General features: G+C 64.2%; 14 protein-coding genes. 1 reads left to right on the top strand and 13 read right to left on the bottom strand.

The genetic code is table 11. From position 1 onward, the window contains the following. Nucleotides 1–609: 609 nt before the first annotated feature. Nucleotides 610–1,044 (top strand): hypothetical protein, encoded by a 435-nt coding sequence (locus tag QFZ94_RS07775; RefSeq protein ID WP_429456091.1) that lies wholly within the window; start codon nt 610–612, stop codon nt 1,042–1,044. A 56-nt stretch (nt 1,045–1,100) separates the two neighbouring features. Here QFZ94_RS07775 and QFZ94_RS07780 read toward each other — a convergent pair whose 3' ends face one another. From QFZ94_RS07780 to QFZ94_RS07840, 13 genes are all read right to left on the bottom strand, one after another. Next, entirely contained in the window at nt 1,101–2,498 is a 1,398-nt protein-coding gene (locus QFZ94_RS07780) for an aspartate aminotransferase family protein (protein ID WP_429456092.1), read from the bottom strand. A 44-nt stretch (nt 2,499–2,542) separates the two neighbouring features. Beyond that, nucleotides 2,543–4,066, bottom strand: coding sequence for an NAD-dependent succinate-semialdehyde dehydrogenase (locus QFZ94_RS07785; protein WP_410850179.1), 1,524 nt, complete (start codon nt 4,064–4,066; stop codon nt 2,543–2,545). Nucleotides 4,067–4,234: 168 nt separating this feature from the next. Continuing rightward, a complete protein-coding gene (locus QFZ94_RS07790) occupies nt 4,235–4,726 on the bottom strand; it encodes an Lrp/AsnC family transcriptional regulator (RefSeq protein WP_368583099.1) in 492 nt (163 codons plus the stop codon). A gap of 7 nt (nt 4,727–4,733) precedes the next feature. Then, complete coding sequence (doeB, locus tag QFZ94_RS07795) at nt 4,734–5,759, bottom strand: N(2)-acetyl-L-2,4-diaminobutanoate deacetylase DoeB (protein WP_429456093.1); 1,026 nt, start codon at nt 5,757–5,759, stop codon at nt 4,734–4,736. A gap of 53 nt (nt 5,760–5,812) precedes the next feature. Further along, entirely contained in the window at nt 5,813–6,817 is a 1,005-nt protein-coding gene (locus QFZ94_RS07800) for a cyclodeaminase (RefSeq protein ID WP_429456094.1), read from the bottom strand. Then, on the bottom strand, nt 6,814–7,851 hold the full coding sequence (eutB, locus tag QFZ94_RS07805) for a hydroxyectoine utilization dehydratase EutB (RefSeq protein WP_429456095.1): 1,038 nt from the start codon (nt 7,849–7,851) through the stop codon (nt 6,814–6,816). Before eutB ends, QFZ94_RS07800 begins: the two co-directional genes overlap by 4 nt. Before the next feature lie 182 nt (nt 7,852–8,033). Then, the gene (locus tag QFZ94_RS07810) at nt 8,034–9,431 is read right to left on the bottom strand and encodes a PLP-dependent aminotransferase family protein (protein ID WP_176106902.1); all 1,398 of its coding nucleotides are present in this window, start codon (nt 9,429–9,431) and stop codon (nt 8,034–8,036) included. Between the two features lie 197 nt (nt 9,432–9,628). Next, on the bottom strand, nt 9,629–10,165 hold the full coding sequence (locus QFZ94_RS07815; protein ID WP_429456096.1) for a chromate transporter: 537 nt from the start codon (nt 10,163–10,165) through the stop codon (nt 9,629–9,631). A 44-nt stretch (nt 10,166–10,209) separates the two neighbouring features. After that, the gene (locus QFZ94_RS07820; protein ID WP_429456097.1) at nt 10,210–10,833 is read right to left on the bottom strand and encodes a chromate transporter; all 624 of its coding nucleotides are present in this window, start codon (nt 10,831–10,833) and stop codon (nt 10,210–10,212) included. A 9-nt stretch (nt 10,834–10,842) separates the two neighbouring features. Continuing rightward, nucleotides 10,843–12,456 (bottom strand): efflux transporter outer membrane subunit, encoded by a 1,614-nt coding sequence (locus QFZ94_RS07825; RefSeq protein ID WP_429456098.1) that lies wholly within the window; start codon nt 12,454–12,456, stop codon nt 10,843–10,845. Continuing rightward, nucleotides 12,453–15,764 (bottom strand): efflux RND transporter permease subunit, encoded by a 3,312-nt coding sequence (locus tag QFZ94_RS07830; RefSeq protein WP_429456099.1) that lies wholly within the window; start codon nt 15,762–15,764, stop codon nt 12,453–12,455. Before QFZ94_RS07830 ends, QFZ94_RS07825 begins: the two co-directional genes overlap by 4 nt. Further along, a complete protein-coding gene (locus tag QFZ94_RS07835) occupies nt 15,761–18,901 on the bottom strand; it encodes an efflux RND transporter permease subunit (RefSeq protein ID WP_429456100.1) in 3,141 nt (1,046 codons plus the stop codon). Before QFZ94_RS07835 ends, QFZ94_RS07830 begins: the two co-directional genes overlap by 4 nt. A 15-nt stretch (nt 18,902–18,916) precedes the next feature. Then, nucleotides 18,917–20,188 (bottom strand): efflux RND transporter periplasmic adaptor subunit, encoded by a 1,272-nt coding sequence (locus tag QFZ94_RS07840; protein ID WP_429456101.1) that lies wholly within the window; start codon nt 20,186–20,188, stop codon nt 18,917–18,919. Nucleotides 20,189–20,276 lie beyond the last annotated feature (88 nt).

The raw sequence follows: 20,276 nt of genomic DNA on the forward strand, positions 1-20,276 counted from the left end.
TGCGGGTCCATGTACCTATAGCCGTCAGTGACAAGGCGGCGCGAAGCCGCCGCTATCCGAGGAGGAGCGTGCCAATGCATCGTCACAACGCTGTCGGCTCTCGCCGGGTCAAATTTTCTGGGCTATGAAATGAAAAGACTGCTTCCGCTCTTGTCGTGTCTCCCGCTTGCTGCTTTCGCACTAGATGGTACGGGCTCAGTCGATTTTGATTCATCTATCATGCCGCTATTAAATCAGAGCGCAGACTTAAGAGAACTCGTTCGCTGCAACTTCGATATCGTCAGCGATTCAATGGGAACGCGAATTGGAGACGTTCAATCTAAAGCTTTAGGAGGTTCCAGAATCGGGCCTTACTCGATGTGGGCAAACTGGCGCAAGAATTCAGGTTCAAAACCAGTAGTTCTGACGATAAACACGCGTATAGATTTCATCGACTCGCGCGGCAGGAAGGTCAATGGAAGTTTGCTTAAGGCAGTCCGCATTGAAGAGCATATCGATAGCGTGACGATAGGACCCGCGGAACAAGGGCAACCGGAGTCCGTTCCGGGAGGACTAAAGCACGGCATAGATTTAAAGGCATGCTCTTCCAGATCTTCCGGATCCTGAATCGTGAATAAAAGGATCTGTGTTCAAAGATTTATGGCTACGCTCGTCGGAGCGCTATTGATTCCGACCGCTTATGCGGATGGATCGGTCAGTTTTCACGGCGACATTGTTCCAATGCTCAAGCCGCGCGCTCAATTTGAACAGTTCATAACTGAAAACTTTTCAGTTACGGATACGGGATGGGGAGACAGGATAGATAGCGCGACAATGCCGCATATGGGCGGCGCTCGGATGGGACCGTATAAATTTCAAGCCGTGTGGCATAGCTCCCACGGTGACGTCCCAGTTACGTTGATAATCGACACGAAGATCCGATTTCTCGACAGACACCGGCACGAAATCGTGGGCGGTGATCTGCGCGAAACACGATCGGTCAGCGAAACCTTGGATTCTATCGAAATTGAACCGCCTGACATCAATTCCGCCCGAAGTAAATAAAAGCCCCGACCACCTACCGCATAACGGCAGCCGGGGCTTTCTCACACCTCAGTTCATCAAAGCGAAGCAGCCGGCGCAAACACCTGCGACGCCACCTCATCCACCGCCTCGCGCGTCAGCTTCACAATCTCGTCCACATCACTGCGCGATGTCACCAGCGGCGGCGCAAAGCCGAGAATGTCGCCATGCGGCATCGCCCGCGCGATCAGTCCACGCTGCATCGCCGCAGCCGACACCCGCGGCCCGACCTTCAGCGCCGCATCGAACGGCGTGCGAAGATCCTTGTCGGCCATGAACTCCAGCGCGGCCAGCATGCCCTCGCCGCGCACTTCGCCGACGAGCGGATGTGAGTCGAACGCCGCATGCAATTGCTGGAGCAGATAAGCGCCGGTTTGCGCCGCATTCTGCGTCAGGTTCTCGCGCTCCAGAATGTCGAGGTTGGCGAGCGCCGCGGCCGCACAGATCGGATGGCCCGAATACGTCCAGCCATGCCCCAGCGCGCCCGATTCCTGCGATGCCTTATCGATCACATCCCACACGCCTTCGCTGACGATCACGCCCGACAGCGGCGCATACGCACTCGTCAAACCCTTCGCGACGGTGATCAGATCCGGCTGAATGCCGTAGTGCTGCGCGCCCATCTTCGAGCCGAGCCGGCCGAAACCGCACACCACCTCGTCGCAGATCAGCAGAATGTCGTGCTTCTTCAGGACCTGCTGGATCGGGGGCCAGTAACCGGCCGGCGGCGGTACGATGCCGCCCGTGCCCATCACCGGTTCGCCGATGAAGGCCGCGATCGTATCGGCGCCTTCACGCGCGATCAGCTTTTCGAGTTCATCGACGCAATACGCGACGAACTGCGTTTCGTTCATGCCCGCCGGCGCGCGACGATACCAGTGCGGACACACGGTGTGCTTGACGCGCTCGACCGGCAGATCGAAGAACTGATGGAAGCTCGGCAAGCCCGTGAGACTGCCGGTGACGATACCCGAGCCGTGATAGCCGCGGTCGCGCGAAATGATCTTCTTCTTGTTCGGGCGGCCCTTCACGTTGTTGTAGTACCAGACGAGCTTGATCTGCGTTTCGTTCGCGTCCGAACCCGACAGGCCGTAGTACACCTTCTTCATGCCCTTCGGCGACCAGTCGATGATGCGCGACGACAGCTCGATGATCGTATCGGTCGAGTGGCCGACATAGGTGTGGTAATAAGCGAGCTTCTTCGCCTGCTCGTAAATCGCGTCTGCCACTTCGGTGCGGCCGTAGCCGATGTTCACGCAGTAAAGGCCGGCAAATGCATCGATAAACGACTTGCCTTGATGGTCCTCGATACGGATGCCTTTCGCGCCGGTCACGATCCGGCCCGGCAGTGCGCCGCTCGCGTGATCGTGCGCGTGCGTCGACGGATGCATGAAGTGCGCGCGATCGGCGCTCAGCAGTTGATCGAATTTAGTCATGGGTCGCTCCTTCGTGTGATGTCTCGATGAATGAATCAGTAGGTTCAGGCCGTTGCGTCCGTCGCCATCGCGTGTGCCGCGGCACGAGCGGGGGCGCTGTCGCTGACCGGCAAGCCGAGCTGGCCAAGGCAGAAATAACGTGTCTCGACGAACGGCTCGAAGCCTTCGACGCCGCCTTCGCGTCCAAGCCCCGACGACTTGATGCCGCCGAACGGAATCGGCGCGCCGGTAAACTTCGCGCCGTTGATGGACACCATTGCGAAGTCGAGCCGGCGGATCAGTTGAAACACGGTGTTCAGATCTTTCGCGCAGACGTAGGCGGCGAGTCCGTACTCGGTGTCGTTCGCGCGTTCGACCACTTCGTCGAGCGAATCGAACGGCGAGACCGCCGAGATCGGCGCGAAGTTCTCTTCGTCGTAGATGCGCATGCCGGGCGCAGCATCGGCCACCACGGTCGGCTCGAAGAACCAGCCGCCGCGCTCGTGCGCCGCGCCGCCTACCGTGATGCGCGCGCCTTTCTCACGCGCGTCGGCGACGCGCTGCACGGTCGAGTCGAACGCGGCCTGGTGCATCAGCGGGCCCACGTCCACGTGCGGGTCGAATGCGCTGCCCACTTTCAACGCCTTCACGGCATCGCTGTATCGCGCAACGAATGCTTCATACAAAGGACGCGCGACGAAAATCCGGTTCGCCGCGCAGCAGTCCTGGCCCGAGGTCTGGAACTTCGCTGCGACCGCGACGCGCACGGCCTGTGCGAGGTCCGCATCTTCCGTCACGATGAAAGGCGCGTTGCCGCCCAGTTCTAGCGCGGTCTTCTTGATGCCTGCCTGCGCGGCCGTTTGCATCACCAGCGCACCGACGCGCGTCGAACCGGTGAAGCTGACCGAGCGCACGCGGCTATCCGAAACCAGCGTTTCCATCGCCATTTGCGGCTCGCCGAGCACGACGTTGAACACGCCCGCCGGAAAGCCCGCTTCTTCGGCGAGTTGCGCGAGCGCGAGCGCGGAGAACGGCGTCTCGTGCGCGGGCTTTGCGACCACCGTGCAACCTGCGGCGAGCGCGGCAGCGGCCTTGCGCGTGAGCATCGCGCACGGGAAATTCCACGGCGTGATCAGTGCGGCGACACCGACCGGCTCGATGATCGTGCCAAGATGCGCGCCATCGATATGCGTCGGAATCGTGCGCCCATTCAAACGCCGCACTTCATGCGCGAACCATTCGACGAAGCTCGCGCCATACGCGATTTCGCCGCGCGCTTCGGCAAGCGGCTTGCCCTGTTCGAGCGACAGAATCGCAGCGAGATCCTGCTGATGACGCAGGATCAGCTCATGCCAGCGCAATAGCAGCGCCGAACGTTTGGCGACCGGCACCCAGCGCCACGTGTCGAACGCGCGCTGCGCGGCATCGACCGCTGCGGTAATCTGCGCCGCATCGAGCATCGGCACATGGCCGAGTACTTCCTGATTCGCGGGATTCTGCACTGCGACGCTCGCGGCGCTCGCGCTATGAACCCAGCGTCCATCCACGTAGCACAGCGATTTGAATAGGACCGGATGACCCAGCAACATGACGACCTCCTGTGTGCGATGTTTCTGCTATCACTGTAGGTCCTGAGGCACTGCGGATTTTTTTGTTGTCGCGGTTGGAAGACCGCGTTTTTTCTGCAATTCGCCGTGTGATTGATGTTTTTTCGGGCGGGACTTTTGACCGTGTTTCGACCGCATTTACCGCGCCATTCAACCGTTCTCGCCAATCGATTGTTCCGCCCAATCAGGCAGTCCTTCGGCGCCGCTTTTCACTACCTTCGTGACGATATAGGTGAAGTACTTTTCGATGCCCAATTCGTCGGTGAGCAACGCATCGATGAAGCGCTGATAGTGGTCGATATCGCGCGACAGCACGTGCATCACATAGTCGACGCCGCCGCCCGTCGCGAGGCATTGCACGACTTCCGGCGCGGCCGCGATGCGCTCCTCGAAGCGCCGCATGTCCGGCGCGGTATGACGCGCGAGTGTGACCTCGACCACCACGCGGCTGCCCTTGAACGCGCGCACCCAATCGATATCCGCGCGATACCCGCGAATCACGCCCTCTTCTTCGAGGCGCTTCACGCGCTCCCATGCCGGCGAAATCGACAGATTGATTTCCTCGGCGAGGCGCGACTTCGTGATGCGTCCGTCGCGCGCGAGAATGCGCAGAATCGCGAGATCGTAGCGGTCGAATTTCATCGCGCGTTCAGACCGTTACCGGTATGCCACGTTCGAGCACGTCTGCGACCACCGCAACCGTATCGCCGATCCGCACGAGCCCCGGAAAATGCCGCGCGGCCAGCATGCCCGCGCGTCGCGCGCGATATTCGACCGGCGCGGCGCCGGTGCGATTCGCATCGTAGACCCGCGCGATCACCTCGCCGTTATCGACCATCTCGCCGAGGTCCTTGCACAATTCGAGCAGACCATCGTGCTCGCTCGTCGTGTAGCAGGTGCCGTCGGGCATATCGAGCAGCGTCGTCGTGCGTGGTGCGTTACGACTCGACTCGTCATGCTCGATGATCCCCGCATGCTGCAGAAAGCCGCGCACACCGCGCTCGGTAATCGCCACGCTCTGCACCGTGGCCGTGCCACCGCCGCCAAGCTCGGTCGACACGAACACCTTGCCGGCTTCCTCGACGGCCGTGTCGTAAAGGCCGACGCTATCGAGTTCGAGCATTCGCATCGAGTACGGCGCGCCGAACGCGCGCATCGCCGCTTCGCAGCGCGCCTGCTGCGTCGCATCGGGCAGTACGTGAATCGCGGCGAACGGCACGAAGTCGAGCGTGCGGCCACCCGCGTGCAGATCGAGCACATAGTCGGCGAGCGGCAGCAGATAGCGCTGAAAATAATCGGCGATCTTCTCGGTCACGGTGCCGTCCGGCTTGCCCGGAAAACTGCGATTCAGATTGCCGCGATCGATCGGCGACGTGCGCGTGCCCGCGCGAAACGCCGGGAAATTCATGAAGGGCACGATGATCACGCGCCCGCGTACGTCTCTCGCCTTCAAGGTGGCGGCGAGCTTCGACAGCGCGATCGGCCCTTCGTATTCGTCGCCGTGGTTGCCGCCCGTTAGCAGTGCGGTCGGTCCCTCGCCGTTACGGATCACGGTGATGGGGATCATCTCCGCGCCCCACGCGGAGACGTCGTGAGAATGAGGCAGCTTCAGGAAACCATGCTGTTCGCCGTCGGCGTTGAAATCGACCGTCGGTTGAATCGGGGATGCCCGCATCTGTGCTACTCCTTCGTGAGCCGCTTGTGCGGCGTTTTACCGTTGATCGCGCGTCATTGCAGCGGCGCGCCGTTGCCAAATGTCGTTCCCGCCTTCGCGGCACGCGCGCGCTGCAAGGCGAGCGCGGCAATCGCGGTGTCCTGCGCGCCGGTTCCGGTCAGATCGCAGATCGTCACGTCGGCGTCGCTCGTGCGGCCCGCCGCCTGTTTCGCGATCACCTGACCCAATTCGACGATCGCCGCATCGGCACGCATCGTGCCCGCGGCGAGCGCGTGATGCAGTTCGCCGAGCACGCGCGTTTGCTGCGCGCGGTCGCACACGTAGCGCGCCGCCGCGAGCGCCGCCGGCGCGATTTCGTTCTTGTGTTCGGCGTCCGAGCCCATCGCGGTGATGTGCAGGCCCGGATGCAGATCGGCGGCTTCGATGAGCGGCGTGCGGCTCGGCGTCGTCGTGATCGCGACGTGCGCTTCGGCGAGCGCGTCGTGAACGCTGGCCGCGACGTCGCAGCGCACGCCGAGCGTGTTGTTCACTTCGGCGGAGAAACGTAGCGCGCTCGCCGCGTCGCGCGCCCACACGCGTACGTGTTCGACGCGGCGCACCAGCATCAGCGCCCGCAATTGCAGGCGCGCCTGCTCGCCAGCGCCGATCACCGCGACCCGCGGCGTGTGCGCTTTCGCGAGCCAGCGCGCCGCGACCGCGCCGGCGGCCGCCGTGCGTATCGCGGTCAGATAGCCGTTGTCGAGCAGCACCGCTTCGGTCAATCCGGTCTTCGCCGACAGCACCAGCATCAGGCCGTTCAGGCTCGGCAAACCAAGCGACGGGTTATCGAAAAAGCCCGGACTCACCTTGATCGCGAAGCTGTCGAGGCGCGGCAACCATGCGGTCTTCACGTCGACTTCGCCGTTATGCGCGGGCAGATCGAGCCGCAGGATCGGCGGCATCGCAACCGCTTCGGTCGCGAGCGCGACAAAGGCCGCTTCGATCTGGTCGATGGCCGCGAGATCGAGCGGCACGAGTTTGCGAAGCTCGGCTTCGCCAAGGAGCGTGATCGAGGTCATGATGCGGATGCGGTATGTGGGTTCGGTGACGGTAGGGCTTGCGAATTTTCGTTGCCGACGATCCGCCGATGCAGATCCATATCGATGTTCGCGCCCGTCACGACGAGCACGAGCGGCCCGCGCGCGATGCGCTCAGCGGGCAGCGCGCGATCGAGCACCGCGGCAATCCCCACCGCCGCCGCGCCTTCGACGACGAGCCGTTCCTGCCGATACGCATGCGCGATACCGCGCGCGATCGACGCCTCATCCAGCAGCACGGTTTCATCGATCAGATCGCGCGTCAGCGCATACGTGTAGCGGTTTTCGAGTCCGATACCACCGCCTAGCGAATCGGCGAGCGTATCGACTTCCTCGACCAGCACCGGCTGACCGACCGCTAGACTCGCGTGCATCGCGGCGCCGCGCGCCATCGTCACGCCGGTCAAACCGATCGTGGCACTCGTGCTTTTCGCGGCGAGCGCGATGCCTGCAAACAGCCCGCCGCCCGACAACGGCACGACGATGTTCGCGACATCGGGCAACGCCTCGACGATTTCGAGCCCGATCGTCCCTTGTCCGGCGATCACGCGCGGATCGTCGAATGGCGGGACGTAGGCAAAACCTTCTTCGCGCGCGAGTCGCAATGCTTCGTGCTCCGCCTCGTCCTGGCTTTGGCCGGTAATCCGTACATGCGCGCCGAGTGCGCGCACCGCATCGACCTTGTTGGCGGGCACGAGGCGCGACAGACACACGGTTGCGTCGATACCGAGCGCGCGCGCCGCATGCGCGACCGCGCGGCCATGATTACCGGTCGATGCGGTCACCACGCGAGTGCAGCCTTCGTCGGCCAGTTGCGCGAGCGCATTGGTCGCGCCGCGCACTTTGAAGCTGCCGGTCGGCTGCACGGTTTCGAGCTTCAGATAGACCGGCGTGCCGGCGTGCGCCGACAGGCTCGGTGATTCGACGAGCGGCGTACGGCACACGCGGCCGTCGATACGGCTGCGCGCGCGGTAAATGTCGGCTAACGACAGATCGGCTGACGGTGGAACGGACATGCGCGAGGCCCTGCATCAAAGTGGTCGATTCGCTATTCGATGCGGGCACGGCTGTCGCAGATAAACGCAGTGATTCGCGGCCGCATCGCTTTCCATGCAGCCCAGTCTAGTGTTCTAAAAAAGGATTTTTATTGTCCTAGTTCATTTCGGTCAGCGCGCACGCAATTCGCGCACCCGTGCGATCAGGTGAAATCGTGCACCTGCGGGTATTGCTCGAACACATCGTGCATCGTTTCGAGCGCGGCTTTATAGGTGTCTTCGCTAACCTCGGCGCCGACGCAAACGCGCACCGCATTAGGCCGGTCCGCGTCGCGCACGAGGAATGGATCGGGCGACGTCACCGCGATGTCGCGGTTGCGCAGCTCGCGCACCAGCCGGTCGGTGCGCCAGTGATCGGGCACCCGCAACCATGCCGACAGCGCCTGCGGGTGCGCGCCCAGGACATATTTACCGAGCGTCTGCTGCAATTGCGCCTGACGCCGCCCGAGCCGTTCACGCTGAATTTCGACGAGCCGCGCGGCCGTGCCGTCGACGATCCAGCGCGTGGCGATCTCAGCCATCGGCGGCGTCGCCATCCAGCTGCTCACGCGCAGCACGCTTTCGGCGCGCAGCGCGAGCCGGCGCGGCGTCGTCATATAGCCGATGCGCAAACCGGCCATCACCGACTTCGTCAAGCTCGTGCAATAGAACGAGAGATCTGGAATGAGGCTCGAAATCGGCGTGGAATGTTTGGCGGGCAACGGGCCGTAGACGTCGTCCTCGATCACGTAGACGCCATAGCGTTCGGCGATTTTCGCAATCGCGCGACGCCGCGAATCGGGCATCAACGCGACGGTCGGATTGTTCAGCGTCGGCGTGCAGACGAGCGCCGAGATACGCTCGCTGTCGCACATCTCCTCGAAGTGTTCGGGGTGTATGCCGTACTCGTCGATTTCGAGGCCCTTCAGCGTGAAGCCGAGCACGTTGGCCGAACCTATCACGCCGTGATCCGTCAGGCTTTCGCACAGTACGGTATCGCCCGGGCCCACCAGCGAAGCGAGCGCGAGAAAGATGCCGTGCGCGGCGCCATTCGTGACGAGCAGCGTATCGGCCGAAGCCGGCATGCCGAGCGACGCGAGCCACGCAATGCCCGCCTGGCGATGATGCTCGAAGCCCGCGATCGGCCGGAACGCGCGAATCCACGGCTGATCGTCGAGCGTCGACAGCGTCGCGCAGACCTTACGCCACATCGCATCGTGCTCGGACGTGTGAATGATGCGCGCGATCGAAAAGTCGACCACCGAGCGCTCGGCCGTATCGAGCATGTAGCTCGACATCGTTTCGGTGACGCGCGCCGCGACGAAGCTGCCGCGCCCCACCTCGCAGCGGATCAGCCCTTGCCGCTCCAGTTCCTTGTACGCATTGGTCACGGTCTGCACGCTGATCGCGAGTTCGGCGGCGACGTCGCGCTGCGGCGGCAGGCGCGCGCCCGGCGGCAGCGACGTATTCTCGATGTCGCCGGCAATCGCCTTGACCAGCCGCTTGTATTTCGATTCCACGCCGTGCACCGCGCGCACGGCCTCGCGCCATTGCTCGATCACCGTTGCTCCTCCGTTTATCGCGACGCCGGCTCCGTTTGAAGTCGTGTCGTCTTGCCTGATCTCCCATAGTGAGGCAAAAACGGGGCGGAAAATAATTGTCCTAGAGCAATCGGGCCGAAAAAATGTGGGGCTGGATAGCGAAGTTCTCTCGTGTGAGTCCGATCAGAGTTTCACGCGCACCGTCGCCACACCGCGCGCTACAGCAACCCCACAAAATGCATCAGCACGAACACGATCGCCCCTCCCGCGATCAGCACCAATGCATTGATACGCGTCCTCATCACGAGCACGGTCGCGATGGCCGCGGTGAGCCACGCAATCCATCCGCCTTCCAGGTCCTTGATCAGCACATAAACGGCCGCGAGAATCAGCCCTGCGGCCACGGGGCGCAATCCAGCCTGCAACGCATTCAGCCAGCGTGCGCCTTCGTGCCGATTCCAGATGTGCACGACGCCATACATCAGAAACGCAGTCGGACCGAATAGCGCGACGGTCGCGACGAGCGCGCCGCCGACGCCGCCGACCTGATAGCCGATCAGCGTCGCGAGCAATGAGCCGGGACCGGGCGCGAGCCGCGCGATCGCGAAGTCGCTGAGAAATTGCGCATGGGTCATCCAGTGATGCACGTCGACGACCTGGCGCTGCACTTCGGGGATGATCCCCTGCCCGCCACCGACGGTGACGATCGACAGCGGCGCGAAAACCGAAAACAGCGCGATAAGAGTTCTGAGCACGGCGGAAGCTTTAGTGGAGTTTGACTTGTGGCGACACAAGCCGATCAGGGCTGGCGCGCCTCGCGCACGTACTCGTAGCCAACGCTCAACGCGCCGGCGATCAGCACGGTCCACACCAGCGACACGCGAAACACCGCGGCGGCCGCGAACGTCGCGAGCAGCACCAGATAGGGAAACCCGCGGCGCGGCAGCCGGCGCGCGGCGGTGATCGCCATCGACAGCGACAGCCCGATCGCACCGGCCGCGGCGCCGGCGAGCGCGATATGCGTGAGCGGAAACGACGCGATCGCCGAGAAGAACGCGCCGAGCAGAATGATCACGACGGCCGCCGGAAAAATGATGCCGCAGAATCCCGCGACGGCGCCGCGCCAGCCGAGCAGCCGGTAGCCGATCCAGATCGCCAGATTCTTCACGTTGACGCCGGGCAGAGCCTGCGACAACGCGAGGCCGTTGAGAAATTCGTCTTCGCTCATCCAGTGCCGGTCGTGCACGAACTCGCGCATGAACCAGCCGCTCAAGCCGCCGCCGAAACTCGTCAGACCGATGCGAGCGAAGATCAGAAAGAGGCCCAGCGAGGTCACTTCGCGAGGCGGTGTTTGGCGTGGCGCGTCGCCTTCATGTGTCGATACCGGGTCGCCGACGTGGTGCCCGTGGATGCCTTTGGCCAATACTCGTCCCTAGTCGTTTTGGTCGTGCCGCGCTTGCCGCGCACCCGGCATGATAGCCGCAGACGTCGCCGGTGACGTAGCCGATGGAACAGACGCGGCCGCAGGCGAGGAAGCTGCTAAAGCAGCCGCCGGATGCCGCGGATCATGCAGCTCATCGGCCGACCACCCGCCGCCCAGATCGCCAAACAACGACGCCGCGTGTAGCAAGCGCGATTCCTGCACGTTCAGCGCAGTCTGCCGCGTAGTCAGTTGCGTCGCTTGCGCGGTCGCGACCGTGGTGTAATCGACGGTGCCCGCCTGGTACTCGTTGAACGCGATCTCCGCGCCACGGTCCGCGTCGCGCACCGCCGTTTCGAGCACGACCGCCTGCTCGGCGAGAATGCGCAGGCCGGACAGATCGTCCTCGACGTTCTGGAACGCGCCCAGCACCGTGCCGCGATAGTTGGCAACGGCCGAGTCGTAGGCCGCCTTCGCCGCGTCGACGTCGGCGCTGCGCAGGCCGCCGTCGAACAGCGTCTGGGTCGCGCTGCCGCCCAGCGACCACACGTAATTCGCGACCTTCAGCAGACCGGACAGCGGCGACTGCGTGAAACCCGCCGCGGCCGAGAGCGAGATGTCCGGGTAATACGCAGCCACCTGGACGCCGATCGCCGCATTCTGCGCGGCCATCCTGCGCTCGGCGGCGGCGATGTCGGGCCGGCGTTCGAGCAGCGTCGACGGCACGCCGACCGGCACCGACGGCAGCGCCGGCATCGCGGTGCTATGCGTGATCGACAGCTCCTCCGGGTTCTTGCCGACCAGCACCGCAATCGCATGGGCTTGCTGCGCGCGCGCGACGCCGAGCGCGATCAGATTGGACTTCGCGGTATTCAACTGGCTGCGCGCGGTGATCACGTCGCTCGGCGGAATCGTGCCTGCGCGGTCCTGCTCGGTAACGACGTCGAGAGCATGCTGATACGCGACGACCGTTTGCTGCAGCAGGTCGATGTTCGCGTCGCTGGTGCGCAATTCGATGATCGCGGTGGCGAGCGCAACCTGCTCGGAGAGCGTCGCATTCGCGAGCGTCGCTTCGCTCGACTGCGCGCTCGCGGCGTTTTCCTCGACGGTGCGGCGTACCTGGCCCCACAGGTCCGGCGCCCAGCTCACGTTGCCTTCCACCGAACCCGAATTGACGATGCGCGTCGACGTGCCATTGACGAAGCTTCCCGCTGCACTGACCGAACCGCTGCCCGCGCGCTCGCGCGTCGCCGAGCCGGTCGCGCCGATCGTCGGGAACAGCGCCGCATGCGCGGCGCGCACTTCGGCGAGCGCTTGCTGGTAGTTCGCGTAGTCCGCGCGCACGGTCTGGTTCGACACCGCGACCAGCGGTTCGAGTTCGTCGATCAGCGGATCGTTGAATGAGGTCCACCACGTGCCCTTCGGGCCGGTCGCGTTCGGCTCGGCCTGGGTCCAGCCCGGCAGCTCCGAGTACGTGGCGGGCACGCTGACCTGCGGCCGGTGATAGTCCGGGCCGACCATGCAGCCTGAGTCGAACAGCGCGAGCAGCGCGACGGCGAGCGTCGCGACGCCCGGCAACCTGGCGCTCGGCCCTGTCATTCGTTGAGAAGAAATCTTCATCGTCATGCCTTCGTATCCGGTTGTCCCGGCGTCGCGTCGCGGTTCCAGCGCAGCCCCGCGGACCATCTGACCAGCCGTGCGCGCAGACGGTCGAGATACAGATAAATCACCGGCGTCGTATAGAGCGTGAACATCTGGCTGAGGACCAGCCCGCCCATCACGGTGATACCGAGGGGCTGGCGCAGCGAGCCGCCCTGGCCGATGCCGATTGCGAGCGGCACCGCGCCGAGCACGGCCGCGAACGTCGTCATCATGATCGGCCGCAGACGGATCAGCGCGGCCGCGTGGATCGCGTCGCGCGCGGGCATCCGCTCCTGGCGCTGCAACTGGATCGCGACGTCGACCATCATGATGCCGTTCTTCTTGACGATGCCGATCAGCAGGATGATGCCGATCATCGCGATCACCGAGAACGGCGTGCCGAAGATCAGCAGCGCGAGCGTTGCGCCGATGCCCGCGGACGGCAGCGTCGACAGGATCGTCAGCGGGTGGATCGAGCTTTCGTACAGCACGCCGAGCACGATGTAGACGACGCCTAGCGCCGCGAGAATCAGCAGCGGCACCACGCCCATCGATTGCGAATAGGCCGCCGCCGCGCCCGCGAACGAGCCGTGAATGCTCGCGGGCACGCCGATGTCGCGGATCGTTTCGTTGATCGCCGCGCCGGCCTGGCTCAGCGATCCGCCGGCCGGCAGATTGAACGAGATCGTCGCGGCGACGAGCCCGCTCTGGTGGTTCACCTGCGTCGACGTATGGCTGTTTTTGTACGACGTCAGCACCGAAAGCGGCACCATCGTTTCGGCCGCCGTACTATCCGCGCTGCCGGTCGAGCTGCCGCCCTTGCTGTTGGCGATGCTGTTGTTGGTCGCGTTCGACTGCGCGTCCGAGTTGCGCGAATTCGTGTTCGACGATGCGCTGGCCGTGGTCGCGCTAGTCGCCGACACCGTGCCGTGCGGCATCTGCGTCGCGGCCGTGCCGGTCGGATTGCCCGCGGACGTGCTCAGATAGATCTGGCTCAGCGTCTCTGGATACTGCCAGTACTCGGGCGCGACTTCCATCACGACGAAGTACTGGTTCAATGGGTTATAGATCGTCGACACGGTGCGCTGGCCGAATGCGTCGTACAGCACATTGTCGATCTGGTTCGGCGCGAAGCCAAAGCGCGCGGCGGTTGCACGATTGATCGTCAGGTAGGTTTGCAGGCCGTTCTGCTGCAAGTCGGAGTTCACGTCGAGCAGCCGCCCGCGCTCCTTCGACAACGCGGCGACGAGTTTCGGCGTCCACGCGAACAGTGCGGCGGAATCGTCGCTCGTCAGCGTGTACTGGTACTCGGCCGCCGATTGCCGCCCGCCGATGCGCAAATCCTGCTGCGCCTGCAGAAAGAGCCGCGCGCCCGACACTTCGTCGAGCTTCGGACGCAGGCGGTTCACGACCTGGGTGGCCGTCGCGTGCCGCTGCGACAGCGGCTTCAACTCGATGAACACGTTCGCGGTATTGAGCGCGCGCCCGCCGGTAAAGCCCGCAACCGACTGAACCGCCGGATCTCTCTGCACGATCGACTGTAACTGCGCGAGCTTCTTCTGCATCGCCGAAAACGAGATGCTCTGGTCGGCGATGATCTGCCCGATCACGATGCCGGTGTCCTGCTCGGGAAAGAAGGTGGCGGGCACCAGCTTCAGCATGAACACGTTGCCGACCAGCAGCGCGAACAGCAGCAGGATCACCAGCAGCGAATGATCGAGCACGGCCGTCAGCGAGCGTGCGTAGATGTCCTTGAAACGATCGAACTGCCGCTCGACCCACTGCGCCCAGCGCGCTTTCGAATGACCGGCGTTGTCGCGGCTCAGCACGTACGCGCACATCGCGGGAGTGACCGTCAGCGAGATCACCAGCGAGATCAGGATCGCGATCGACAGCGTGATCGCGAACTCATGAAACATCAGTCCGACGATGCCCGGAAACAGAATGATCGGCAGAAACACCGCGATCAGCGACAGGCTCATCGAAATCACCGTGAAGCCGACTTCGCCCGCGCCCTTCACCGCGGCCTCTTTCGGACTCAGTCCCAGCTCCATGTGCCGCACGACGTTTTCGAGCACGACGACCGCGTCGTCGACGACGAAGCCGGTGCCGATGGTCAGCGCCATCAGCGACAGGTTGTCGATGCTATAGCCGAGCAGATACATCGGCCCGAAAGTACCGACGATCGACAGCGGCAACGCGACCGCCGGAATCAGCGTCGCGCGCGGCGACTGCAGGAAGATGAACACGACGCCGACCACCAGCAGCACCGCGATGAACAGTGTGCGCTCGGTATCGCCGACCGACGACGTGACCGACTGCGAGCGATCGATCGCGACTTCCACGTGCACGCTGCTCGGCAGCGTCGCTTCGATCGCCGGCAGCACGTTGCGGATCTGCTGCACGGTGCGGACCACGTTGCTGCCCGGCATCGGATAGACGATCACGAGAATCGCCGACTTTCCGTTGAAGAGCCCCGCATTGCGGATGTTTTCGTTCGAGTCGCGCACTTGGGCGACGTCGCGCAACTTCACCGGCGCGCCGTCGCGATACGCGACCACCAGATCGCGATACGGCGCCGCGTGCGTGATCTGATCGTTCGACGTGACAACGTAGCGCTGATCGCCGACGTCGATATGCCCCTTCGCGCTGTCGGCGTTGGCCGCGCTGATCGCCGCGCGCACGTCTTCCATGCCGATGCCGTAGCTATTGAGCTTGCCCGGCTGCAACTCGACGCGCACGCTCGGCAACGCGCCGCCGCCGAGCGTGATCTGGCCGACGCCCTGCACCTGCGACAACTGCTGCTGGATCACCGAATCGGCGGAGTCGTAGAGCTGCGCTTTGGTCAGCGTGTCCGAGGTCAGCGACAGCACCACGATCGGCGCGTCGGCCGGGTTGTACTGGCGGTAGCTCGGATTGCTGCGCAGCGTGGTGGGCAGATCGGCGCGCGCGGCCTGGATCGCCGCCTCGACGTCGCGCGCGGCGCCATTGATGTCGCGCTTCAATCCGAACTCGACGATGATCATCGACGAGCCGACGTAGCTGATCGAGGTCAGCTCCTCGACATCGGCGATCGTCGCGAGCCGCCGCTCGAGCGGTTCGGCCACCGTCGACGCCATGATGTTCGGGCTCGCGCCGGCCATGTTGGCCTGCACGACGATCACCGGAAACGCGATGTTCGGCAGCGGCGCGACCGGCATGCGGAAATAGGCGAGCGTGCCGGAGATCAGGATCGCGATCGCGAGCAGCGTCGTCGCGACCGGTCGCCGGATGAAGATCGCCGGGATGTTCACCGCGTGCCCTCCGCGCCGCCTTCCGGCGGGCGCCCGCCGTTGCGCTTAGCGCGCTCGGCGCGCCAGCGGTTCACGCGCGTAGCCATCCGGTCGAAGAACAGATAGATCACCGGCGTCGTGAACAGCGTCAGCACCTGGCTCAGCGTCAGACCGCCGATGATCGCGAGACCGAGCGGGCGGCGCAGTTCCGAACCGGTGCCGGTGCCGAGCAGCATCGGCAGTGCGCCGAGCATCGCGGCGAGCGTGGTCATCAGGATCGGCCGGAAACGCAGCAGCGACGCCTCGAAGATCGCCTCGCGCGGCGCCTTGCCGTGATTGCGTTCGGCGTCGAGCGCGAAGTCGACCATCATGATCGCGTTCTTCTTGACGATGCCGATCAGCAGCACGATACCGATGATGCCGATCACGTCGAGATCCATCCCCGCGAGCATCAGCGACAGCAATGCGCCGATGCCGGCCGACGGCAGCGTCGACAGGATCGTGACCGGATGGATGAAGCTCTCGTATAGCACGCCGAGCACGATATACACGGCAACGAGCGCGGCGATCAGCAAATAGACCTCGCTCGATAGCGAATCCTCGAACGCCGCGGTCGCGCCTTGCAGCGACGAGGTGATCGACGGCGGCAGGTCGATCGCCTGCTCGGCCTCGCGAATATCCTTGACCGCGGTGCTCAGCGACGCGCCCTTCGCGAGATTGAACGACACCGTCACCGACGGAAACTGCGCGAGGTGACTGATCACGAGCGGCGCCTTCCTGATCTCGATCTTCGCGATGCCGGACAGCGGCACCTGACCCGTGCTGCTGGTCTGGCTCGGCAGATAGAGATTGCCGATCGATTGCACGGTCGGCATCGACTCCGGCTTCGCAACCAGAATCACGCGGTACTGGCTCGACTGCTCGAAGATCGTCGACACGATGCGCTGGCCGAGCGCGTCGTACAGCGCGTTGTCGATCGTCGCGGGCGTGATGCCGAAGCGCGCGGCCAATTGCCGGTTCACTTCGACATTCACGCTGAGGCCGTCGGTATTGAGATCGCTCTGCACGTCGGACAATGACGGAATCTGCTTCAGACGCGCGACGAGTTCCGGCACGTACTTCTGGAACGCTTGCTGGCTCGGTCCGCGCAACACGAAGCTGTACTGGTTCGGCGACACGGTCGTGTCGAGCGTCAGGTCCTGCTCGGGCTGCATGAAAAGCTTCACGCCCGGCACATGCGCGACTTCCTGCGCGAGCCGGCGCGCGATTTCCTGTGCGTTGTCTGAACGCTGATCCTTGTCGCGCAGATTGATCAGGAAGCGGCCGTTGTTCAGCGTCGCGTTGGTGCCGTCGATGCCGACGTACGACGTCAGCGACACCACGTCCGGGTCCTTCAGGACCGCATCGGCGAGCGCGCTCTGCCGCTTCACCATCGCCGCGTACGACACCGAGTTGTCGGCGACGCTGATGCCCTGGATCACGCCGACGTCCTGCACCGGAAACAGGCCCTTCGGAATCACCACGTACAGGATGCCGGTCAGCACGACGGTGGCGACCGCGACCATCAGCGTCAGCGTCTGATGGTCGAGCACCCAACGCAGGCCACGCTCGTAGGCGGCAAGCGTCTTGTCGAACAGGCGCTCGCTGATGCGCTCGAAGCGGCTCGGATGCCGCTCGGCCTGCGCGCGCAGCATCCGCGCGCACAGCATCGGCACCACCGTCAGCGACACGACCGCCGAAATCACGATCGTAACCGCGAGCGTCACCGCGAACTCGCTGAACAGGCGCCCGATCACGCCGCCCATGAACAGCAGCGGAATCAGCACCGCGATCAGCGAAATGGTCAGCGACAGAATCGTGAAGCCGATCTGCCCCGCGCCTTCGAGCGCGGCTTCGAGCGGCGACATGCCCTCTTCCAGATAGCGCACGATGTTCTCGATCATCACGATCGAGTCGTCGACGACGAAGCCGGTCGCGATGATCAACGCCATCAGCGACAGGTTGTCGATCGAATAGTTGAGCTGGTACATCACCGCGAGCGTGCCGATCAGCGAGACCGGTACCGAGATGCTCGGAATCACGGTGGCGGGCACGTTGCGCAGGAACACGAAGATCACCGCGACGACCAGCACGATCGCGAGAATCAGCTCGAACGCGGCGTCCGCGACCGACGCGCGAATCACGCCGGTACTGTCCGACACCACCGTCACTTTCATGCCGGCCGGCAGCGTCGATTCGAGCTGCGGCAGCACCTTCATGATCTGGTTGACCGTCTGGATCACGTTCGCGCCGGGCTGGCGCTGCACGTTCAGCACGATCGCGGGCGAGCCGTTGTACCACGCGCCGCGCTCGACGTCCTGCGCGGCCTGGCTCACGCGCGCCACATCGCGCATGTAGACCGGCGAGCCGTTCTGATACGCGATCACCGTGTCCAGATAGTCCTTCGGGTCGGTGATCTGATCGTTGCCGTTGATCGTGTAGTCGAGATCGGGGCCGTCGAAATTGCCCTTCGGCTGGCTCACGTTCACGTAGCTGAGCAGCGTGCGCAGATCGTCGATATTGAGGCCGTAGGCGGCGAGCTTGTGCGGGTCGGCTTCTACGCGGATCGCGGGCACGTTGCCGCCGCTCGTCGTCACGACGCCGACGCCTGACACCTCCGAGATCTTCGTGCCGAGGCGGTTGTTGGCGACGTCTTCGAGTTGCGTCAGCGACATCGACTTCGACGTGACCGCGAGCGTCAGAATGGGCTGGTCGGCGGGATTGACCTTCGCGTAGGTCGGCGGCGCCGGCAGGCCCGATGGCAGATAGCTGTTCGCCGCGTTGATCGCCTGCTGCACGTTCTGCTCGGCGATGTCGAGGTTCAGCGACAGATCGAACTGCAGCGTGATCACCGACGCGCCGTCCGAGCTGTACGAGGTCATCTGCTGCAGGCCCGGAATCTCGCCGAGCTGCACTTCGAGCGGCGCGGTCACGGTGGTCGCCATCACCGTCGGGCTCGCGCCCGGGTAGAAGGTCTGCACCTGAATCGTCGGATAGTCGACGTTCGGCAGCGACGACACCGGCAGCACGCGCATCGCGATCAGACCGATGAGCACGAGCGCGATCATCAACAGCAGCGTCGCGACCGGGCGAAGAATGAACAGGCGGGAAATGTTCATCGGCGCGGCGGTCCGTTACGACGAAGCGGCTTCTGACGCGGCCGGCGCAGGCGCGGCCGGCGCGCTCGACGCCGGCGCTGCTTCGGACGCCGCGGCGGGCGCCTTCGGGCCGTTGCCGGCCGCGCCGCTTGCCGCGGCGGCGGACTTCGGATGCGCCGGCTGGATCTTCGCGCCGTCATTCAGACGATCCGTCCCGTCCGTCACGACCTGGTTGCCGGCCGCGAGACCCGACTCGATCACCGTATTCCTGCCGTCGCTCGGGCCCAGCTTGACCTTGTGCACGGACACCGTGCTGTCCGGATTGACCAGATAGACGAAGTCGCCCGGCGCGCCGGACTGCACCGCGGCGCTCGGCACGAGCACCGCGTTCTGCATCGTGTCGACGAGCAGCTTCACGTTGACGAACTCGTTGGGGAACAGCGCCTCGTCGTCGTTCGCGAAGGTCGCGCGCAACGTGACGGTGCCGGTCGCGGTCGCCATCTGGTTGCTGACCGCGTAGAGCGTGCCGGTTGCGATCTCGCGCGAGTTGTCGCTCGAATACGCGGTGACCGGCAGCTTCGCGCCGGTGGACAGACGCTGCACGATCGACGCGAGCGAATCCTGCGGCACCGTGAACTGCACCGTGGTCGGCTTCACGGTCGTGATGACGACGATGCCCGTCGTCGACGACGCGGTCACGTAATTGCCCGGATCGACGAGCCGCAAGCCGACCTTGCCCGCGATCGGCGCGGTGATGCGGCAATACGCGAGGTCGAGATCGAATTGGGCGATGTTGGCGAGATCGACCTTCACCGCCGCTTCGTCCTGCTGCACGAGGAACTGCTGATCCGCGTAGGTCTGCTGCGCAATCGACTTGCGCTCGTTCAACTGTGTATAGCGCTCGAGATCGGCGCGCGCCTGCGCGAGCAAAGCGCGGTCTTTCGCGAGCGTCGCCTCCGCCTGCTGCTTGCTGATCTGATACTGGCGCGGATCGATCTGCGCGAGGAATTGCCCTTTTTGCACCTCCTGGCCTTCGTGATAGCCAACTTCGGTCAGATAGCCGCTCAGCTGCGGCAGCACGGTCACCGTCGCGATCGGAATGACGGTGCCGAGTTCGCTCAATGTGACCGGCATCGAACCGAGCGTCGCCTGCGCGACGGTGACGACGATCGCCGCGTTCTCGCGCGCCGGCTTCTTGCGCGTCAGCAGATGAACCACGACGAGCGCGACCAGCACGAGCACGACAACCGAGAAGATGATGAGCCCGCGTCGCGAGCGCTTTGGCGGCGGGGACACGGTTTCGCTCATGTTGATCTCCGGGAACGGATATTGGTGTCGAGCTTCGGCAGGAAGCTCGCCCTCTGACGGGACTGCGCAAAAGTGACACGGTTCGCGC

Source organism: Paraburkholderia sp. JPY465 (genome assembly GCF_050436725.1).
Lineage (GTDB): Bacteria > Pseudomonadota > Gammaproteobacteria > Burkholderiales > Burkholderiaceae > Paraburkholderia > Paraburkholderia youngii.